The 18,499-nt window shown below is 33.9% G+C and carries 14 protein-coding genes; 7 read left to right on the top strand and 7 right to left on the bottom strand.

Annotated elements, in window-relative coordinates; translation table 11 throughout:
* The first annotated feature begins 22 nt into the window (after positions 1-22).
* Positions 23-571, top strand: coding sequence for a PepSY-associated TM helix domain-containing protein (locus E0H99_RS06085; protein ID WP_131992438.1), 549 nt, complete (start codon positions 23-25; stop codon positions 569-571).
* A gap of 75 nt (positions 572-646) precedes the next feature.
* Here the strand turns inward: E0H99_RS06085 and E0H99_RS06080 are convergent, their stop codons facing one another.
* Together E0H99_RS06080 and E0H99_RS06075 are read right to left on the bottom strand one after the other, a co-directional pair.
* Positions 647-1,024 carry a hypothetical protein gene (locus E0H99_RS06080; protein ID WP_131992435.1) on the bottom strand — a complete coding sequence of 126 codons (378 nt, stop codon included), beginning with the start codon at positions 1,022-1,024 and terminating at the stop codon, positions 647-649.
* 249 nt (positions 1,025-1,273) lie between these two features.
* Positions 1,274-3,907 carry a valine--tRNA ligase gene (locus E0H99_RS06075; RefSeq protein ID WP_131992432.1) on the bottom strand — a complete coding sequence of 878 codons (2,634 nt, stop codon included), beginning with the start codon at positions 3,905-3,907 and terminating at the stop codon, positions 1,274-1,276.
* A gap of 217 nt (positions 3,908-4,124) precedes the next feature.
* Between E0H99_RS06075 and E0H99_RS06070 the strand changes: the two genes are divergently transcribed.
* Positions 4,125-4,511 (top strand): DUF1573 domain-containing protein, encoded by a 387-nt coding sequence (locus E0H99_RS06070; RefSeq protein ID WP_131917043.1) that lies wholly within the window; start codon positions 4,125-4,127, stop codon positions 4,509-4,511.
* 71 nt (positions 4,512-4,582) lie between these two features.
* Here the strand turns inward: E0H99_RS06070 and E0H99_RS06065 are convergent, their stop codons facing one another.
* The gene (locus E0H99_RS06065) at positions 4,583-5,914 is read right to left on the bottom strand and encodes a retropepsin-like aspartic protease (RefSeq protein WP_131992429.1); all 1,332 of its coding nucleotides are present in this window, start codon (positions 5,912-5,914) and stop codon (positions 4,583-4,585) included.
* A gap of 127 nt (positions 5,915-6,041) precedes the next feature.
* On the opposite strand from E0H99_RS06065, the gene E0H99_RS06060 reads away from it, so the two are divergent.
* The 5 genes from E0H99_RS06060 to lgt all read left to right on the top strand — a co-directional run bounded on the left by E0H99_RS06060 (position 6,042) and on the right by lgt (position 11,102).
* A complete protein-coding gene (locus E0H99_RS06060) occupies positions 6,042-7,244 on the top strand; it encodes a pyridoxal phosphate-dependent aminotransferase (RefSeq protein ID WP_131992426.1) in 1,203 nt (400 codons plus the stop codon).
* Positions 7,245-7,472: 228 nt separating this feature from the next.
* Positions 7,473-8,144: a GTP cyclohydrolase I FolE gene (gene folE, locus E0H99_RS06055; protein ID WP_131992423.1), complete on the top strand. Its 672-nt coding sequence runs from the start codon at positions 7,473-7,475 to the stop codon at positions 8,142-8,144.
* A 154-nt stretch (positions 8,145-8,298) separates the two neighbouring features.
* On the top strand, positions 8,299-9,777 hold the full coding sequence (gene cysS / locus E0H99_RS06050; RefSeq protein ID WP_131992420.1) for a cysteine--tRNA ligase: 1,479 nt from the start codon (positions 8,299-8,301) through the stop codon (positions 9,775-9,777).
* Positions 9,778-9,858: 81 nt separating this feature from the next.
* The gene (gene yidD / locus E0H99_RS06045) at positions 9,859-10,107 is read left to right on the top strand and encodes a membrane protein insertion efficiency factor YidD (RefSeq protein ID WP_131992417.1); all 249 of its coding nucleotides are present in this window, start codon (positions 9,859-9,861) and stop codon (positions 10,105-10,107) included.
* 68 nt (positions 10,108-10,175) lie between these two features.
* The gene (gene lgt, locus E0H99_RS06040; RefSeq protein WP_131992414.1) at positions 10,176-11,102 is read left to right on the top strand and encodes a prolipoprotein diacylglyceryl transferase; all 927 of its coding nucleotides are present in this window, start codon (positions 10,176-10,178) and stop codon (positions 11,100-11,102) included.
* A gap of 56 nt (positions 11,103-11,158) precedes the next feature.
* Here the strand turns inward: lgt and E0H99_RS06035 are convergent, their stop codons facing one another.
* From E0H99_RS06035 to mdh, 4 genes are all read right to left on the bottom strand, one after another.
* Entirely contained in the window at positions 11,159-13,435 is a 2,277-nt protein-coding gene (locus E0H99_RS06035) for a T9SS type B sorting domain-containing protein (RefSeq protein WP_131992411.1), read from the bottom strand.
* Positions 13,436-13,576: 141 nt separating this feature from the next.
* Entirely contained in the window at positions 13,577-14,191 is a 615-nt protein-coding gene (locus E0H99_RS06030) for an acyloxyacyl hydrolase (protein ID WP_131992408.1), read from the bottom strand.
* A gap of 144 nt (positions 14,192-14,335) precedes the next feature.
* Positions 14,336-17,308, bottom strand: coding sequence for a protein translocase subunit SecDF (gene secDF / locus E0H99_RS06025; RefSeq protein ID WP_131992405.1), 2,973 nt, complete (start codon positions 17,306-17,308; stop codon positions 14,336-14,338).
* A gap of 226 nt (positions 17,309-17,534) precedes the next feature.
* Positions 17,535-18,470 carry a malate dehydrogenase gene (gene mdh / locus E0H99_RS06020; protein ID WP_131992402.1) on the bottom strand — a complete coding sequence of 312 codons (936 nt, stop codon included), beginning with the start codon at positions 18,468-18,470 and terminating at the stop codon, positions 17,535-17,537.
* Positions 18,471-18,499 lie beyond the last annotated feature (29 nt).

The raw sequence follows: 18,499 nt of genomic DNA, 5'->3' as shown, positions 1-18,499 counted from the left end.
AAACGCAAAATCCGCATATACAATGAAAAAGAAAACTTTCCGTAACTTACACAGAGATTTAGGTTACTTCTATATTGGACTCATCGTTTCCTTTGCTTTATCAGGGCTTATGATGAATCACAGAGAATATTGGCATCCTGAGAAATATACTACTGAAACAAAATCCATAACAGTAAAGCTTCCGGCAGAAAGTGAAATCAATGAAAAATTTGCGGAAGATTTAGGAAATCAATTGGGTATTGATGACAAGTTCAGACGTCATAATGTAAAAAAAGAAGTCTTTAAAATTTCTTTTGAAAAACATGATGTCGAGATTGATATGAAAACCGGAAAAGGAGAAATTGTATCTTTTGTAAAAACACCAATCATCAGCCAAACGATGAAATTGCATAAAAGCACTTCTAATTTTTGGATTTATTATTCTGATGTTTTTGCACTGAGTTTAATTATTATTGCTCTTACAGGAACTATTATGGTAAAAGCAGGAAAGTTCAGTTTCAAAGAACGCGGTTGGAAACTCGCTTTGGCAGGAATTTTATTTCCGTTGATCTTCTTGTTTTTATTGGGTTAAAATCAAAATACTTATTATAAAAAAATCCGTGATAACACGGATTTTTTAGTTTAAACTATTTGCAAAACAATAAATTTAATTTATTTGAATTCCATTTTTTTCAAGTAATTCAAAAAGAGCGATACTTTGATTTGGCTCATATTTCTCTACACCACTTTGATACCATTTTGCTATCAAATTTATTTGATGTGAAGCATAACCATCCGTATCGATACTTAAGCCCAATAAACCTGCAAGAAGAAAATCTTCCAAAACTTCATTAGTAACAATACATTGTGGGATTCCATCACTAATGCATCCGTTCATCCTCTCATAATCTGATCTTCCAGAATCAAATCCAGCAATAAAAGCTTCATTCCTTTTTGCATAATTAAATTCCAGAAATGGATCCAAACCTATTGAATACCCTTCAAGATAATACTCTCTATACGCTGGACTAAATATTTTTTTCATTTCTTTATTGATGTAATATTTGACAAATATTTAACAAACATATTAACAATACATCAGTAAATGCATAAAAATCGTTTAAAGGAAGAAATACTCTTTAAATCGCAATACCAATGACGTTTATCGATAAAATACCGTCTAGAATTTCAAGTATTCCACTCTTAGCCAAAAACAAAATATGTATTTAATTTTTCAAAAAAATCCCATTCGCCGCGACGAATGGGATTTTGAATGTTATAAATAAACTAAATTTTATTTCAATCCGGCCAAACTATGCTCGATGGTTTCAATTTTAGACAGCGCATCTGCTTCTTTTTGTCTCTCGTTTGCCAAAACTTTCTCCGGCGCACCAGCCACAAATTTCTCGTTTGCCAGCTTGTTTTGAACTGATTTCAAAAAACCTTGTGTATACATCAGCTCGGCAGCAAGTTTTGCAATTTCTTCTTCTACATTTATATTTCCAGTAATAGGAATGAAATATTCATTCGATTTTACACGGAAAGATAATGCTCCGTCTACTTTATCTGAAACATATTCCAAGGAAGTTATGTTTCCTAATTTAATCACTACTGAATCAAAATACGTTGAGGCTTTGTCATTGTTTACCGCTTTCAATTCGATTGTATCTTTAAACGGAATATTCTTGTCTTTACGAATCGTTCTAATTCCAGAAATCACTTCAATAGTATTTTCAAAATCAGTAATTAAACCCGCATTAAATGGTTTCAATTCTGGCCAAGTCGAAACAATTAAAGCTTGTTCCGGAGTTCTTTCGGCAAGAATTTGCCAAATTTCTTCTGTCAAGAACGGCATAAACGGATGCAATAATTTTAAATTATTTTCAAGCATTTCTATCGCTTTCGCAAAAGTCACGCTGTCAATTGGCTGTTGGTACGCCGGTTTTATCATTTCCAGGAACCAAGAACAGAAATCATCCCAAACCAGTTTGTAAATTGCCATTAAAGCATCAGAAATTCTGTATTTTTCGAAATTGTCTTCAATTTCTAAAAGCGTTTGTTGCAATTTGGCCTCGTACCATTCAATCGCCACTTTAGATGATTCCGGCTGCGGAATGGAGTCCGAAACTTCCCAGCCTTTTATCAGTTTGAAGGCATTCCAAATTTTGTTCGTAAACGCTTTTCCTTGGTTACACAATTCTTCATCAAACATGATGTCATTTCCTGCAGAAGCGCTCAAAAGCAATCCCACACGAACTCCATCGGCACCAAATTTCTCAATCAAGTCTAAAGGATCAGGTGAATTCCCTAATGATTTAGACATTTTACGTCTTTGTTTGTCACGAACTAAACCAGTCAAGTACACATTGGTAAATGGTTTTTTACCCGTATATTCATATCCTGCAATAATCATTCTCGCTACCCAGAAAAACAAAATATCCGGACCGGTTACTAAATCATTCGTTGGATAATAATATTTAAAATCTTCACTTTCTGGATCCATAATTCCTCCAAAAACCGACATTGGCCATAGCCAAGAAGAAAACCAAGTATCTAATGCATCAACATCTTGACGAAGATTTTCTTTTGCAAATTGCAAATTGCCAGTTGCTTTTTGCGCTAAAACTAAAGCTTCTTCGATAGATTCAGCAACTACAAAATCTTCCTTCCCGTCTCCATAGAAATAAGCCGGAATTTGTTGTCCCCACCACAATTGACGGGAAATATTCCAATCACGAATGTTATTTAACCAATGCGCATACGTATTATTAAAACGTGCTGGATGCAATTTAATATCGCCATCCACCAAAACAGATTGTATGGCTGGTTTCACCAAATCTTCCATTTTCAAGAACCATTGATCAGACAAACGAGGTTCGATAACGGCCTTGGTTCTTTCTGAAGTCCCCACTTTATTCAAGTGTGTTTCTGTTTTTGCCAAAGCGCCGATTGTTTCTAGTTCTTTGGCAATTGCCTCACGAACCACAAAACGATCTTTTCCTTGGTAATACAAACCAAAACTATTCAAAGTCGCATCTTCATTGAAAATATCAATAATTTCAAGATTATGCTTCTCCCCTAGCGCTTTGTCATTCATATCGTGCGCCGGAGTCACTTTCAAACATCCAGTACCAAATTCGATATCAACATATTCATCTTCAATAATTGGAATTACTCTTCCGCAAATAGGCACAATCGCTTTTTTACCTTTCAAATGAACAAAACGTTCGTCATTTGGATTAATACAAATTGCGGTATCTCCAAAAATAGTTTCCGGACGTGTGGTCGCAATCGTCAGGAAGTCTTCACTTCCTTCGATTTTATATTTTAAGAAATATAATTTCCCTTGTTGTTCTTCATAAATTACTTCTTCGTCTGACAAAGTCGTTTTGGCTTCAGGATCCCAGTTTACCATTCGGTATCCTCTGTAAATCAAACCTTTGTTGTATAAATCTACAAAAGAACGAATTACTGAAGCTGACATATCAGGATCCATTGTAAACTTGGTTCTTTCCCAGTCACAGGAAGCGCCTAATTTTTTCAATTGGTCCAAAATTACACCTCCATATTTATCAGTCCATTCCCAAGCGTGAGCCAAAAATTCTTCGCGTGTTAAATCATTTTTATTGATTCCTTCCGCTTTTAATTTGGCTACTACTTTGGCTTCAGTAGCTATCGAAGCGTGATCCGTTCCAGGAACCCAGCAAGCATTGAAACCTTGGAGACGGGCTCTCCTAATTAATACATCCTGAATCGTATTATTCAACATGTGTCCCATGTGCAAAACTCCGGTAACATTCGGCGGTGGAATTACAATAGTATATGGTGTTCTATGGTCTGGTTCTGAGTGAAAATAATTATTCTTCATCCAGTAGTCATACCACTTATTCTCAATAGTTTTAGCGTCAAATTGTGCAGGAATTGTCATTTTATTGTGGATCGTTTAATCGTTAAATTCAATTATTTGTTGGTTCCGTTAAACGAATAACCAAATCAACAAATAACCTTTTAGACTTTGGTCTGATATTTGTAATTCTAATTGGAGACAAAAGTAAATAATTAAGTACACTATAAAAAGAGAAATAAAAATTTGTACCTTAATTAATAAGGAAGTAAATTTACTAAATGATTTTAAATTCAAGAAAATGAAAAAAATAATAGCTTTATTCACATTCGCGTTAATCAGTAGTATCGGTTTTGCCCAAAATGGGCCTAAAATTGAGTTCGCTGCCAAAGACAACACGATTGATTATGGAAAGGTTACCAAGAATGAAAATGGCTCTCGTGATTTTATCTTTACAAATACAGGTAATGCCCCATTAATTATTACTAATGTACTATCTACTTGTGGCTGCACGGTGCCTACAAAACCAGACGAGCCAATCATGCCAGGAAAAACAGGAAAAATAACTGTTAAATACAACATGGCTCCCGGTCCTATCAGAAAAACATTAACTGTTGAATCAAATGCAGTGAACTATGAAGCGGGAAGAGTTGCTCTGAAAATTAAAGGAGAAGTTATTTCCAATTAACTGCAGAATCAATCAGAATCAAAAATAAATTAAAAACGCTTTTGAAAACTATTTCCAAAAGCGTTTTTTGTCTATAAGATATTATACAATTGAAACCTGAATTTTAAGATTTGGCTTTTACGTTCCACTTCTAAAGTAATCCATTTCTCTTCTTCGGATTTAAAAAGAGTATTGATTTCTTGCAATGTGAGTTTATGAATTGGATTATTATTTATCAAAATGATTACATCTCCTTTTTGTAATCCTGCGTTAGCGGCTGGTGAATTTTGTCTAACATTGGCAATCTGGTAAATGGGCTTTAATTGAAATTTGTATTTAAAGTCATTTGTAAATACTTTAACTCCGCCAGATTCATTGTAATTTGTAGACAACGGAACCGTTTCCATTCGTACGGTTTCCTGAACCCATTGTAATCCATTCTGTTGTATCTCAACCCCACTTTTATTATAGCTAAAAGGAGCACTGTAATCACTATTCTTTTTTAGATACATTTGTTGTTTTTGGTAATCGAATATAACCGTAAATCGCTTCATGATTTCACCTCCTACTGATCCCATTCGATCTGGCACCATGGTGACATTTCTAATTGAAATCGAGTCTGGAAAGGCCACTATGGGATTATTAAATTCAAAATCTGCCATCTGGAGTTTTTGAATTCTACCTCTTTTACCTTCTATGTCGCCACTAAAACCACGACCTAAAAAATCATCAAAATTTTTCAATGGAACTTTAATCAATTCGGAACGGCCTTGAAACAACCAAATTGCATCACTATTACCTACGTCTATCAATAATTTAACAGGGACATTGCGATTATCCTGATACACCGTACTTTTTAAATAAGGTTTCGATTTTTCGATAGTAATAGGAATAGTGCTAAACTTTTTTTCAATTTTAGTTCGGTTTTTGTCAGTGTCTTTATAAACTATAACTCTCTTTTTCCTGTAATTAATTTCCACTAAATTATTTCGAAAAAACTGATACCCAATAATTCCGTTAACTGGAATTCCTATATGAGACGATAAATTAAAATCGGGATCCAAAACAATATAAAGCATGTGATTCCTATTCTTTAAACTGCTAAATTCCAAAATATTATTTGTAGATTTTAATCCTTCAACAGCCACTTGACTTCCTAACCCTTTTAATAATATTTTTTCGGCATTAAAAAAACGAACTTCTTTTTTATCTTCCAAACTAAACAATATGGTTTCGGCAACACCGGTATCCAACAAAAAATTCAATTCTATACCGTTCACTTTAATAGGTACAAAAACCAAATTATTGATCAATTTAAAAGGTACGCTAACTTTATTAACATCTTTCTCAAACTGAAATCCTTGTTGTGCAAAAACAGGGCAAGCAAACAAGTAAATGAGAAATAAAAACAGTGTTTTTTTCATTGTTATTCTTTTACATAAAAATACTAAATAAATCATATCAAAAATGCAGATTTAACAATATATACGCATATTGATTATATTAAATTCGAAAAAAAAATTGCAAATTTGCAATTCAATAATTAAGACTATGCCAAAAATATCAAACAAAGGGAAACAAATGCCCGAATCGCCAATACGAAAATTGGTTCCCTACTCAGAAATAGCTAAGAAAAAAGGACATAAAGTATACCATTTAAACATTGGTCAACCGGATATTAAAACTCCTGAGGTTGCAATGAATGCAGTAAAAAATATTGATTTAACTATTCTGGAATACAGCCATTCAGCGGGAAATGAAAGCTACAGAAAAAAATTGTCGGCATATTATACTAATCAAGGTATTCCTGTAAATATTGAAGACATTATAATCACTACCGGTGGATCAGAAGCACTTATGTTTGCGATGGGCAGTACTATGGATCAAGGAGATGAAATCATTATTCCAGAGCCATTTTATGCTAATTATAATGGATTTTCGACAGCGTCAGGCATTACTGTTGTTCCTGTAATTTCTACTATTGAAACAGGTTTTGCTTTACCGGCTGTAGAAGATTTTGAAAAACTGATTACTGCAAAAACAAAAGCTATCCTGATTTGTAACCCAGGAAACCCGACGGGTTATTTATATTCGAAAGAAGAAATCATGCAACTGGCGGCTTTGGTCAAAAAACATGATTTATTCTTGATATCTGATGAAGTATATCGTGAGTTTACCTATGATGGTGATATTCATTATTCAGTAATGAATGTTCCCGGGCTTGAAGAACATGCTATTATGATTGATTCTGTTTCAAAAAGATACAGTATGTGTGGTGCTAGAATAGGATGTATTGTTTCTAAAAACAAAGAAGTCATGGCTACCGCTATGAAATTTGCGCAAGCAAGATTGAGCCCCCCAACAATTGAACAGATTGCAAGTGAAGCTGCTCTGAACACTCCAAAAAGTTATTTTGACGAAGTGATTTCAGAATATAGAGAGCGTAGAGATACGCTAATTAATGAGTTGAATAAGATTGAAGGTGTTGTAGTATCAAAACCAAAAGGTGCTTTTTATTGTATTGCACAACTTCCTATTGACAATGCAGATAATTTTGCACAATGGCTTTTAGAAAGTTATGATTTGAATGGTGAAACAGTAATGGTAGCTCCTGCAGCCGGGTTTTATTCCACTCCAGGAATGGGATTAAATCAGGTCCGAATTGCATATGTATTAAAGAAAGAAGATTTAATTAGTGCTGTATCAATTTTGAAAGCAGCAATTCCAGTTTATAATGCAACTCAATCTAAATAATTATTAGATAAAAAAACACTACCATTTTGGTATCATAAAATAGAACTAATTTATGAAAAGGCAGTAACGTAACAGTTACTGCCTTTGTTTTTACAACCAGTTTAGAACAAACCAATGCTTTTGTGACCCTAAAGTCGTCTTAAATAGTAAGCGCTATAGAAATTCTTTAATTTTTATTATTTATCTTTACGGCTTAAATATTTACACCCACAATAATAGTAGCTTTTAATGATAAACAACGAAGAATTTCAAGACGAAATAGGAAACAATCATATTAGTACCAATGCGGAAAATCCAGTACGAAAGGATGCTTTTGACATTACAGATGAAATAAAAATAGACAAAATAAAAAAAGATGTCGAAAATATTCTAATTACACTTGGAATGGACTTGACAGATGACAGCTTAAAAGGTACACCCAATCGTGTTGCCAAAATGTTTGTAAAAGAAATTTTTGGAGGTCTAAATCCTGCCAAAAAGCCAAAAGCTTCTACTTTTGACAATAACTACAAATATGGCGAAATGTTAGTTGAAAAAAACATTATCGTTTACTCTACCTGCGAACATCATTTATTGCCAATTATAGGAAGAGCCCATGTGGCTTATATTTCTAATGGAAGGGTGATTGGACTTTCTAAAATGAATAGAATTGTAGAATATTATTCCAAAAGACCTCAAGTACAAGAGCGTTTAACGATGCAAATTGTTCAAGAATTACAAATTGCTTTAGGCACTGATGATGTCGCTTGCGTTATTGATGCGAAACATCTATGTGTAAATTCTAGAGGAATAGGTGATATTGAAAGTAGTACCGTAACCTCAGAATTTGGAGGGAAATTTAAAGATACTCAAACTAAAAGAGAATTTTTGGATTATATTAAATTAGAAACAAAGTTCTAAAATAGAAAAAAAAATCATAGTACCGATAAAGCCCTAGCCCTGATTGCAGTGAAAATCCTTTTATTCGCTTTTTAAGCGAAAAAAGATTGAAACGTAAAGCAGGAAAAGCTCCTGATTGCCACGTTCCTCGCAATGACAAATAAAAAAACACAAAATGCCATTATACAGTAGCCAAAATCTAAAAATATACAATTCTCTTTCGGGAGAAAAAGAAATTTTCACACCCATTCACGAAGGCAATATTGGAATGTACGTTTGCGGACCTACGGTTTACAGCAATGTGCATCTTGGAAATGTGCGAACATTCATGTCCTTTGACGTAATTTTCAGGTATTTTTTGCATTTGGATTTCAAGGTTCGTTATGTTCGAAACATTACTGATGTGGGGCATATTGTGGATGATGTAGATGAAGGTGAAGATAAAATTGCAAAAAAAGCGCGTCTGGAACAACTGGAACCTATGGAAGTGGTGCAACGCTATACGGTAGATTTTCATGATATTTTGAATGAATTTAATTTTTTACCGCCAAGTATTGAGCCAACAGCTACAGGTCATATTATTGAACAAATTGAGATTATCAAAACCATTATTGACAAAGGAATTGGTTATGAAGCCAATGGCTCTGTTTATTTTGATGTAGTAAAGTTCAACGAAACCAATCATTACGGTAGATTAAGCGGTAGAAACATAGAGGATATGCTTGCCAATACCCGTGATCTTGACGGTCAAAGTGACAAGAGAAATTCGCAGGATTTTGCGCTTTGGAAAAAAGCTGAACCACAACATATCATGAGATGGCCTTCGCCATGGAGCGATGGATTTCCGGGCTGGCATCTTGAATGTACCGCAATGAGCACAAAATATTTAGGCAATCATTTTGACATTCACGGAGGTGGAATGGATTTAAAATTCCCTCATCATGAATGTGAAATTGCTCAAAATGAAGCGTGTACCGGACAAACTCCTGTTAATTACTGGATGCATGCCAACATGCTGACTTTAAACGGCAAAAAAATGGCTAAATCTACTGGCAATAATATTTTGCCAAGAGAAATATTGACTGGAGAAAATACTATCCTAAGTAAAGCCTTTTCAGCATCGGTAGCTCGATTTTTTATGTTACAGGCGCATTACAGAAGCATTCTTGATTTTTCTGATGATGCAATTGTCGCGGCCGAAAAAGGATACAAACGATTGATGGAAGCCATAAATTCGTTAAAAGATATTGTTGCAGGCACAAAAAGCACGATTGATATTCCGGCATGGAAACAATTATGTTATGATGCCATGAATGATGATTTCAACACTCCAATTTTAATCGCACAGTTATTTGAAGGTGTTCGGTTTATCAATTTATTGAAAGATGAAAAAGAAACGTTGAATACAGAGGATTTAAAATCTTTTGTAAAAGCAATACACAATTTTGCTTTTGACGTTCTAGGATTGGTAGACGAAAAAGTTTCTGATAGCAGTAATGACAAATTAGAAGGAATGGTTAACATGCTTATTGAAATGAGAAAACAAGCCCGCGACAATAAGAATTTTGCATTATCAGACCAAATTAGAGATCAATTGATTGCATTAGGAATTCAGTTAAAAGATGGGAAAGAAGGAACTACTTTTAGTATTTAGTTTCTACATCAAGTCGCAGATTAATACCGTAAAATAATTTTGATTAACAAAAGTGAATTTTTAAATTCTAATACTAAAATCATGTTGTCAAAAATAATTGTTTACCCATTTTTGCTGTTGGTTCGGTTTTATCAAGTTGCTATTTCTCCTTTTATTCCTGCAGCTTGTAGATTTGAACCTACTTGCTCTTCCTATATGATTGAAGCATTACAAACTCATGGTTTGTTTTATGGTGGTTTTTTAGGAATGAAACGTATTTTAAGTTGCCATCCTTGGGGAAAAACCGGTTATGATCCTGTTCCTAAAAAAATGTGTAATCACAAACATTAACTTTTTTTAAATACGAAATTTTACTTTAAATCTTTATTTTTACGGCTAATAAACAAATTTAACACTAAATGACACACGCTTTAAACATAGTTTGGAATCCATCAGAAGGAATCGATTTAGGCTTTTTTGTAATTAGATATTACAGCTTAATGTTTGTAATTGCTTTTGGATTAGGCTGGTACATTATGAAAAACATATTTGAACGTGAAGGAGAATCCATAGAAAAATTAGATTCTTTGTTCATCTGGACTGTACTTGCCACTTTGATTGGTGCACGTTTAGGACACGTTTTCTTTTATGATTGGGAATATTATCGCAATCATTTATTGGAGATCATTTTACCTTTCCGCTTTTCTCCAAATTTTGAATTTACCGGTTATCAAGGTTTAGCAAGCCATGGCGCAGCCATTTCTATCATCATTGCGATGTATTTTTACAGTAAAAATATACTCAAAAGACCACAAATGTGGATTTTAGACCGAGTGGTAATTCCCGTAGCCAGCGGCGCTATTTTTGTGAGATTAGGAAATTTTTTAAATTCAGAAATTATAGGCCATGAGACCACATCTGCATTTGGAATAAAATTCATCAAAGATCATTTCAGTCCAACAGATGCGGTCAATGCAACTCAAATAGCCAATCCTAAAGATGCCTATACAGCAATAGCAACTGACCCCAAATTTACGTCATTGCTTGGGCAGGTTCCGGTAAAACATCCTACTCAATTGTACGAAGCATTTTGCTACATTTTTGTTTTTGCAATTTTATTTTTCTTGTATTGGAAAACTGAAAAAAGAAATAAAACAGGATATCTATTTGGTATGTTTCTAGTGCTTTTATTTTCTGTGCGTTTTGTAGTGGAATCTGTTAAGGAAAGCCAAGGCGGATTTGAAAGTGCTTTGGGATTATTTTCAACCGGACAATGGCTGAGTATTCCTTTTATTTTAATTGGACTGTATTTTATTTTTACTGCCGAAAAACCTCTTAAAGTATAATATCATATTTGCTTAATAAAACAAAAAAGCTTCCCAATTCAGGAAGCTTTTTTGTTTTATCTTTTTAATGAAAAATGGGATTTGAATTTCTTGGGAATATCTTGTTCCGTGTATTCAATACTGAACCAATAATCATTTGCCGGCATTGGCTGTCCAATATACGTTCCGTCCCAACCCGAACCATTTGGAAAAATTTCTTTTAAAAATTTACCATAACGATCAAATATTAGAATTTTAGAACTGGACTGATCTTGTAAAGCAAAAATATTCCAACTATCATTATATCCATCATTATTAGGTGTGAAAAATTTAGGATAATTGATTACTAAAACATTAGTTTTTGTTATTGGAAGACTACAGCCATTTTTGTCTTGAACCGTAATGGAATGCGTTCCTAAAGAAACATATTCAAAAACTGGGCTTTCTTGAAACGGTCCATCATCTAATTGATACAAATAATCTCCAGCTGCCGTAGCATTAATAGTGATTATTTGATTCTTAGCAAATGCCTCCGTAACGGTCCAACTCACATCAACAAGCGTATTCGAAGGAGCCACAGTAATTGATTTTGTAATTGTTGCAGCACATTGCCCTGCATCAGGAGTAAAAGTATAGTCACTTGCCCCTAAAATCGAGGTATCAACAGCTGGCGGACTCCATGCTCCCGTTATTGCAGGAGTATCCGAAGAACTCGTTGGTAGAACCAGCGGGGGATCATTCTCACAAACAGTAGTTGGAACAGTGTTAAAAACCGGTGTTCGCAAAGGATTTACCGTAATCGTCAAAGTAGCCGTAGTGGCACATTGCCCTGCTGTTGGCGTAAAGGTATAGGTTGTAGTAGCCGTATTATTTAAGGCCGGAGACCAAGAACCTGTATAGTTATTATTAGAAGTTGTAGGCAAAGGAGCCAAAGGCGTACCTGTACAAATTGGAGAAACCGCATTAAATGTCGGAGTACCATTTGGCATAACTGTAATGGTCATAGTAGTCGTTGTAGCACATTGCCCCGCTGTTGGCGTAAAAGTATAGGTTGTGGTAGCCGTATTATTCAATGCCGGAGACCAAGTCCCTGTAAAGTTATTATTAGAAGTAGTAGGCAAAGCCGAAAGGACTGCACCGGAACAAATAGGTGGAACCTGTGTAAAAGTTGGCGTTATATTAGGGTTAACAGTAATCGTTATTGTTGTTGTAGGGCTTGAAACACATTGTCCCGAATTTGGGGTAAAAGTATAAGGAGCAGGCCCCAAAACAGCCGTATTAACCGTCGCCGGACTCCAAGTACCAGTTATTGGTGTTGCGTTTGAAGAACTTGTTGGCAAGATTGGCGCAGTCGCATTTTGACAAACAGTAGCTGGAATACCTGTGAAAGTCGGGGTAACCAATGGTCTAACCGTAACATTCAAAGTTTGTGTTGTAGCACAGGGAAATAAAGTTGGATTTGGAGTAAATACATAACTCCCACTAGTTGTATTGTTTATTAATGCTGGTGACCATGTCCCTGTGATTCCATTTGGGGAAGTATTAGTCAATATAGGTGCAGTAGTTCCTGAACAAAAGGGAGCTATGGCAGGGAAATTAGGAGTAGTAGTTGAAGCTCCACAAGGCACACTACAAGTAATGGTTAATGAAGGCACACAAGGGTGTGTTGCTGATGACAATTTCAATGTAGCCGATTGTCCTGGCAACATCCCAAATACTTGAACATGTGAAACACCTGTATTTCCAGTGACAGGAGAACTACCTTGAATTGTGTATGTAAAATTATAAGAATTAGAAATCAAAGGATTATTTGACCAATCAAAAAATACGGAAGAAGCTTTATCCGCTGCTAAAATCTGTGAAGCATCACATCTAAAATTAAGAATAGTTGCTCCATTATCAGCAACAATGTTTACAACAATTGCAACACGAGCACTTTCACAAACACCATCAGTTTGACTTACATAATAAGTTGTTGAACCCACAGTCGCTCTTGAAGGAATTGGCGGCGTAGCTGATGGAATTCCTCCTGTTGCAGTCCCATACCAAATCAATGTATTACCCATCAATGCTGTTGCCGTCAAAGGTGTTGGTGGAGTATTTTGACAGTAATAAGTTGGCGATGACACTGTTGGAACTGGACAAGCAATACTTACATTTTTATTTCGATCATTAAGAAATATTAAAGTATCCTTAGCATTAGAACTTTTTTCTAAAGTGAAAAATGAGCTATTCTTACCCAAACCAACACTCCTGCATTCAAGACCAATGATTCCATTTTTAGCAAAAAGAATTGAATTAGATAAAATTGTAATCAAAAAAATAAAAACGAAAGACTTAATAAATTTTTCCATTATTAGTTAGGTTTTAATTTCATCAAAAAAAAGTAAGCTTTAACAAATATTTAGTAAATATATAAATTTTATACTTTCATAATATAGAAGTATACAAATATTAACTGATTATAAGAGACATAGAAAAACAGAATGGTTATTCTATAAAGAAAATAAAAAGCCAAAATCAATATTTTTAGTATTATAACCTGAATTTGAACTTTGCAATCCAGCATTGGACACATGACGAAAATTGGGTCTTATGTCAAATGCAATTTTGTTTATTTTGAAAGTAAAACCTATAGCTAATACATCTGAAAAAGCAAAACCTTTTGATAATCGTTCTGTCTCTGTATCAATAATCATAGGCCCAACAGTTCCTAAAATATAAATGCTCGCTGTATTAAAAATTGGTTTTCGAATCAAAAAACCAATATTCAAAACATATTCTTTTATATCCTTTAACTTGGTATATCTTTCCCGTTTTTCAATGTAATTGGGATCATCAGGCTTTACAAAATAAAAGTTCAACAGTTGGTGCTTCGCAAAGTTTAGTTCTGGCTGCAACAAAACCTCATATTTAAAACTTTTTGTTTGTTTTACTGTATAGTAAAATTGTAGTTTATAATAACTGTTGGTATACGTATAATTGCTGTTTTTTAATTCATTTCCAAAACCATAATCAAAACCCAATTTTACTTTACTCAATTTATCTTGAGCGTAAAATGTCATCGAACTAAAGACAATAATTAAAATAAAAAATATTTTTTTACACATAAAATTTTATTTTCAAAGCTATTACGTTTCTCAAATTACACCATTAAATTAGTGATAGAAAACTAAATTAACAATTATGAACTAAAAAAAAAGAGATTCAACTTTCGCTGAATCTCTTTTTTAAGGATTTATATAAAAGCTCTTTTAACTTTCCTGATGTGCTTTTTCTACCTTGCTTTTATCTTCTTTAGATATTGTATCCACAAGTACTGGAGTTGCAATAAACAATGAAGAATATGTTCCTACAACGATACCCACCAACATCGCAAATATAAATCCTCTGATAGATTCCCCACCAAAAACAAACATGATTAATAAAACCACAATCATTGTTAATGAAGTATTGATTGTTCTAGACATCGTTGTATTAATAGATTGATTTACAATCTCAGCAAAACTACCTTTTGTTTTACCCGCTAAATACTCTCTAACCCTGTCAAATACAATAACAGTATCATTCATAGAATACCCAATAACGGTTAGAATTGCAGCGATAAAGTGCTGATCGATTTCCATTCCAAAAGGCATAAATTTATAGCACAAAGAGTAAATTCCTAATACAAAAATAACATCATGTGCTATAGCCGCAATAGCTCCTAAACTATATTGCCATTTTCTGTAACTGATCATCAAGTATAAAAACACGATAGCCATTGCTCCAAGAACAGCCCAATACGCATTAGTCTTAATATCTTCTGCTACAGTTGGACCAACCTTAGAGGCTTGCAAAATACCTAATTTTTTACCATCGTAAGAATTTACAAATTTATCATACGTCATATCTGCTGAAAAATGCTGTTTTAAAGTAGCAAATAACAATTTATTCACTTCTTCATCAGCTTTGATTCCTGGCTCATGAACTTTATATTTTGTTGTGATTTTTAATTGATTATCACTACCAAAAACTTTTACTTCAGCACTACCATCAAAAACTTTAGCTAATTCTGCTTTTACTGTTTCAGTTTCAATTGGTTTTTCAAAACGTACTTGGAATGTTCTTCCTCCTACAAAATCAACTCCTTCATCAAGTCCGTTTGTAGCTAAAGAGATAATACTTATAACTACTACTATACTTGAGAATAAATAAGTCCATTTTTTTACACCTAGGAAATCAAAATGAAAATTATTAAACATGTTTTTAGAGAACTTAGTAACAAACGTCAAATTGTTCTTCTTGCTTATATTCCAATCAATAAAGATTCTTGCAATAAAAATTGAGGTAAACAATGAAGTTACTATACCTATTAATAATGTAGTAGCAAAACCTTTAATTGGTCCTGAACCAAAAATAAACAATACAGCTCCAGTTAGAATATGCGTTACGTTAGCATCAGTAATTGATGACATCGCACCTCTCCAACTATAAGAAGTTTTAATAGCTTCTTCTAGCGTTTTACCCGCACGTAATTCTTCTTTTGCTCTTTCGTAAATAATGATATTCGCATCAACTGCTGTTCCCATTGTTAAAACGATACCGGCAATACCTGGCAATGTAAGAACTGCTCCGATACTTGCTAAAATTCCGAACAAGAAAAGTAAGTTAACCGCTAATGCAAGATTAGCATACCAACCTGCTTTACCATAATAGATCATCATCCAAAGTGAGACTAAAAGCAATCCTATCAAAGCGGAGTTAGTACCATTTTCAATTGCTTCTTGACCTAAGGATGGACCTACAACTTCAGATTGAACAATATCTGCAGCAGCAGGAAGCTTACCTGCTCTTAACACATTCGCTAAATCTTTAGTTTCTGTAATATCAAAAGCTCCTGAAATTTCAGATCTACCTCCGGAAATTGGACCAGTAGAAACTCCCGGTGCAGAATAAACTACATCATCCAAAACAATAGCGATATTACTTTTTTGAGTATACGCTCTACCTGTTAATTCTTCCCAAGCTTTTGCACCTTGACCGTTCATTTGCATAGAGACAGCTGGTTTACCTGATTGGTCAAATGTATCGCTTGCATCTGTAACCACACCACCACTCATTGAAGGCACATTGTCTCTGTTTCCTTTTAAAGCGTATAATTCTACAGCATCAATATCTTTTGCTTTAGCATCTTTAATTGTCATTGGTTTACCCCAAACAAATTTTGCATAACGTTGGTCACCTGCTAATAAAATTCTAATATCAGCTCTTTTCAAATATCCGTTTACAACAGCAGTATCTTTTGGAGAGAAAAGCCCTAAAACTGGACCTCCACCTTGACCAATAATTTTATCAAATAAAGGATTTTCTCCTTTTTTAGTAGCAGTTGAATCTTTAGCATCCGTAAGTAAAGCACTTAAAGAATCTTTTACAACTGGTTTTACTTCAGTAATTTTGATTTCAGTTTTTTTCAATGACTCATTAGCAGCCATTAAGAAGTTACCTATTTCTTCAATTTTATACGTTTCCCAAAACTGCAACTGAGCTGTGCTTGATAATAATTTTTTAGCACGATCTACATCTTTTGCGCCAGGAAGTTCAACAAGAATTTGACCTGAATTTCCTAATTTTTGAATATTAGGCTGAGTTACACCAAATTGATCGATACGTTTTCTTAAAACTCCAAAAGCACTTTCTACAGACTCATCTACTTTTCTAGAGATAACCTTTTTTACTTGCGCATCTGTCATTTGAAAATCAACCCCACCTTCACCTTGCAAACTTCTGTTTGCGAAAATATCCGGGGACGCTAATTTTACAGTTCCTTTTGAATTTGCTTCAAAAGCATCAAAAAACTTATCTAAATACGATTTATTCCCTTGTAAATCTGCAGTAGCATCAGCCAAAGATTTATTGAAAACTGGGTTTTTAGAATTATTCGACAATCCTTTTAATATGTCCTTAACAGAAATCTGAAGTATCACATTGATACCTCCTTCTAAGTCAAGACCTTTATTGATTTGTTTGTCACTAACTTCATTGAAAGTAAAATTGGTAAAACCAAGATTAAACACTTTCTCTTTACCTATAGAATCCAAATATTTTACTTCTTTTTCAGGATTTCCACCAGCAAAAGATTTTGCATCACTTTTTACTTTGCTTGCAACAAAAGTGAAAGAAAGTTGGTAAATACTTACCAATGCAAATAGAATTGCGAAAAATTTAATAAGTCCTTTATTCTGCATTATTACTAAAAATTAATTATTTTTTATTTATTTATTTTTGCTTTAAACCTTATAGAATAAGACTTGACATCAATTTTTTAAATCCAAAAAAGAATATCTCGAACTACATCATTTTTTTAAACCGAGCAAATATATAATTAACGTTAAGATTAACCAATTTATTTATTAATTAATCTCAAGAAAAAGACTGCATAAGTGCAGTCTTCTTTATTATATATGTAATTTTTTATACTAAAATCGATTTTAAGGCATCATTCATTTGTCTAACGGCATCAGCACTTTTAGCAAATAAGGCTTTTTCTTGTTCATTGAGCTTAATGTCAAGAATTTCTTCCACTCCATTTTTACCAATAATACAAGGAACACCAATACAGATATCATCTTGACCGTATTCTCCTTCAACAAAAACAGAACAAGCGATCATTTTCTTTTGGTCATTCAAAATACTGTCTACCAAGAAAGCAACTGAAGCTCCCGGAGCATACCAAGCTGACGTTCCTAAAAGACCCGTAAGTGTAGCTCCACCAATCATTGTATCGGCAGCCACTTTTTGCAATTCTTCTTCCGATAAAAATTGAGAAACCGGAATTCCATTATAAGAAGCTAAACGTGTTAAAGGAATCATAGTAGTATCACCATGCCCACCAATAACCATTGCTGATATATCATTTGCAGGTTTATCTAAAACCAAAGATAAATAGGTTCTGAAACGAGAACTATCCAGTGCTCCTCCCATACCTATTATTCTGTTTTTTGGCAATCCAGTAGATTTCAATGCTAAATAAGTCATGGTATCCATAGGATTAGAAACTACCACTATAATAGTATCCGGTGAATGTTTCAATACATTTTCAGCAACCGTTTTCACGATCCCTGCATTAATACCTATTAATTCTTCACGAGTCATTCCTGGTTTTCTTGGAATCCCTGATGTAATAACGACTACATCACTTCCTGCTGTTTTAGAATAATCATTGGTAACGCCTGATACTTTGGTATTAAAACCCGTATTGGTAGCGCATTGCATAATATCTAGAGCTTTACCCTCAGCAAAACCTTCTCTGATATCCAACAAGACTACTTCGCTGGCAATTCCTCTATAAGAAATTACATCTGCACAGGTTGCACCTACATTTCCTGCTCCTACAATGGTAACTTTCATATTTTAAAGTTTATTCGGTTATTAGTTAA

The organism is Flavobacterium sp. GT3P67 (assembly GCF_004349155.1).
In the GTDB taxonomy this organism is placed as follows: Bacteria; Bacteroidota; Bacteroidia; order Flavobacteriales; family Flavobacteriaceae; genus Flavobacterium; species Flavobacterium ranwuense.
Note: the sequence above shows the minus strand (reverse complement) of the source record. Positions and strands in the feature narration are given on the sequence as shown.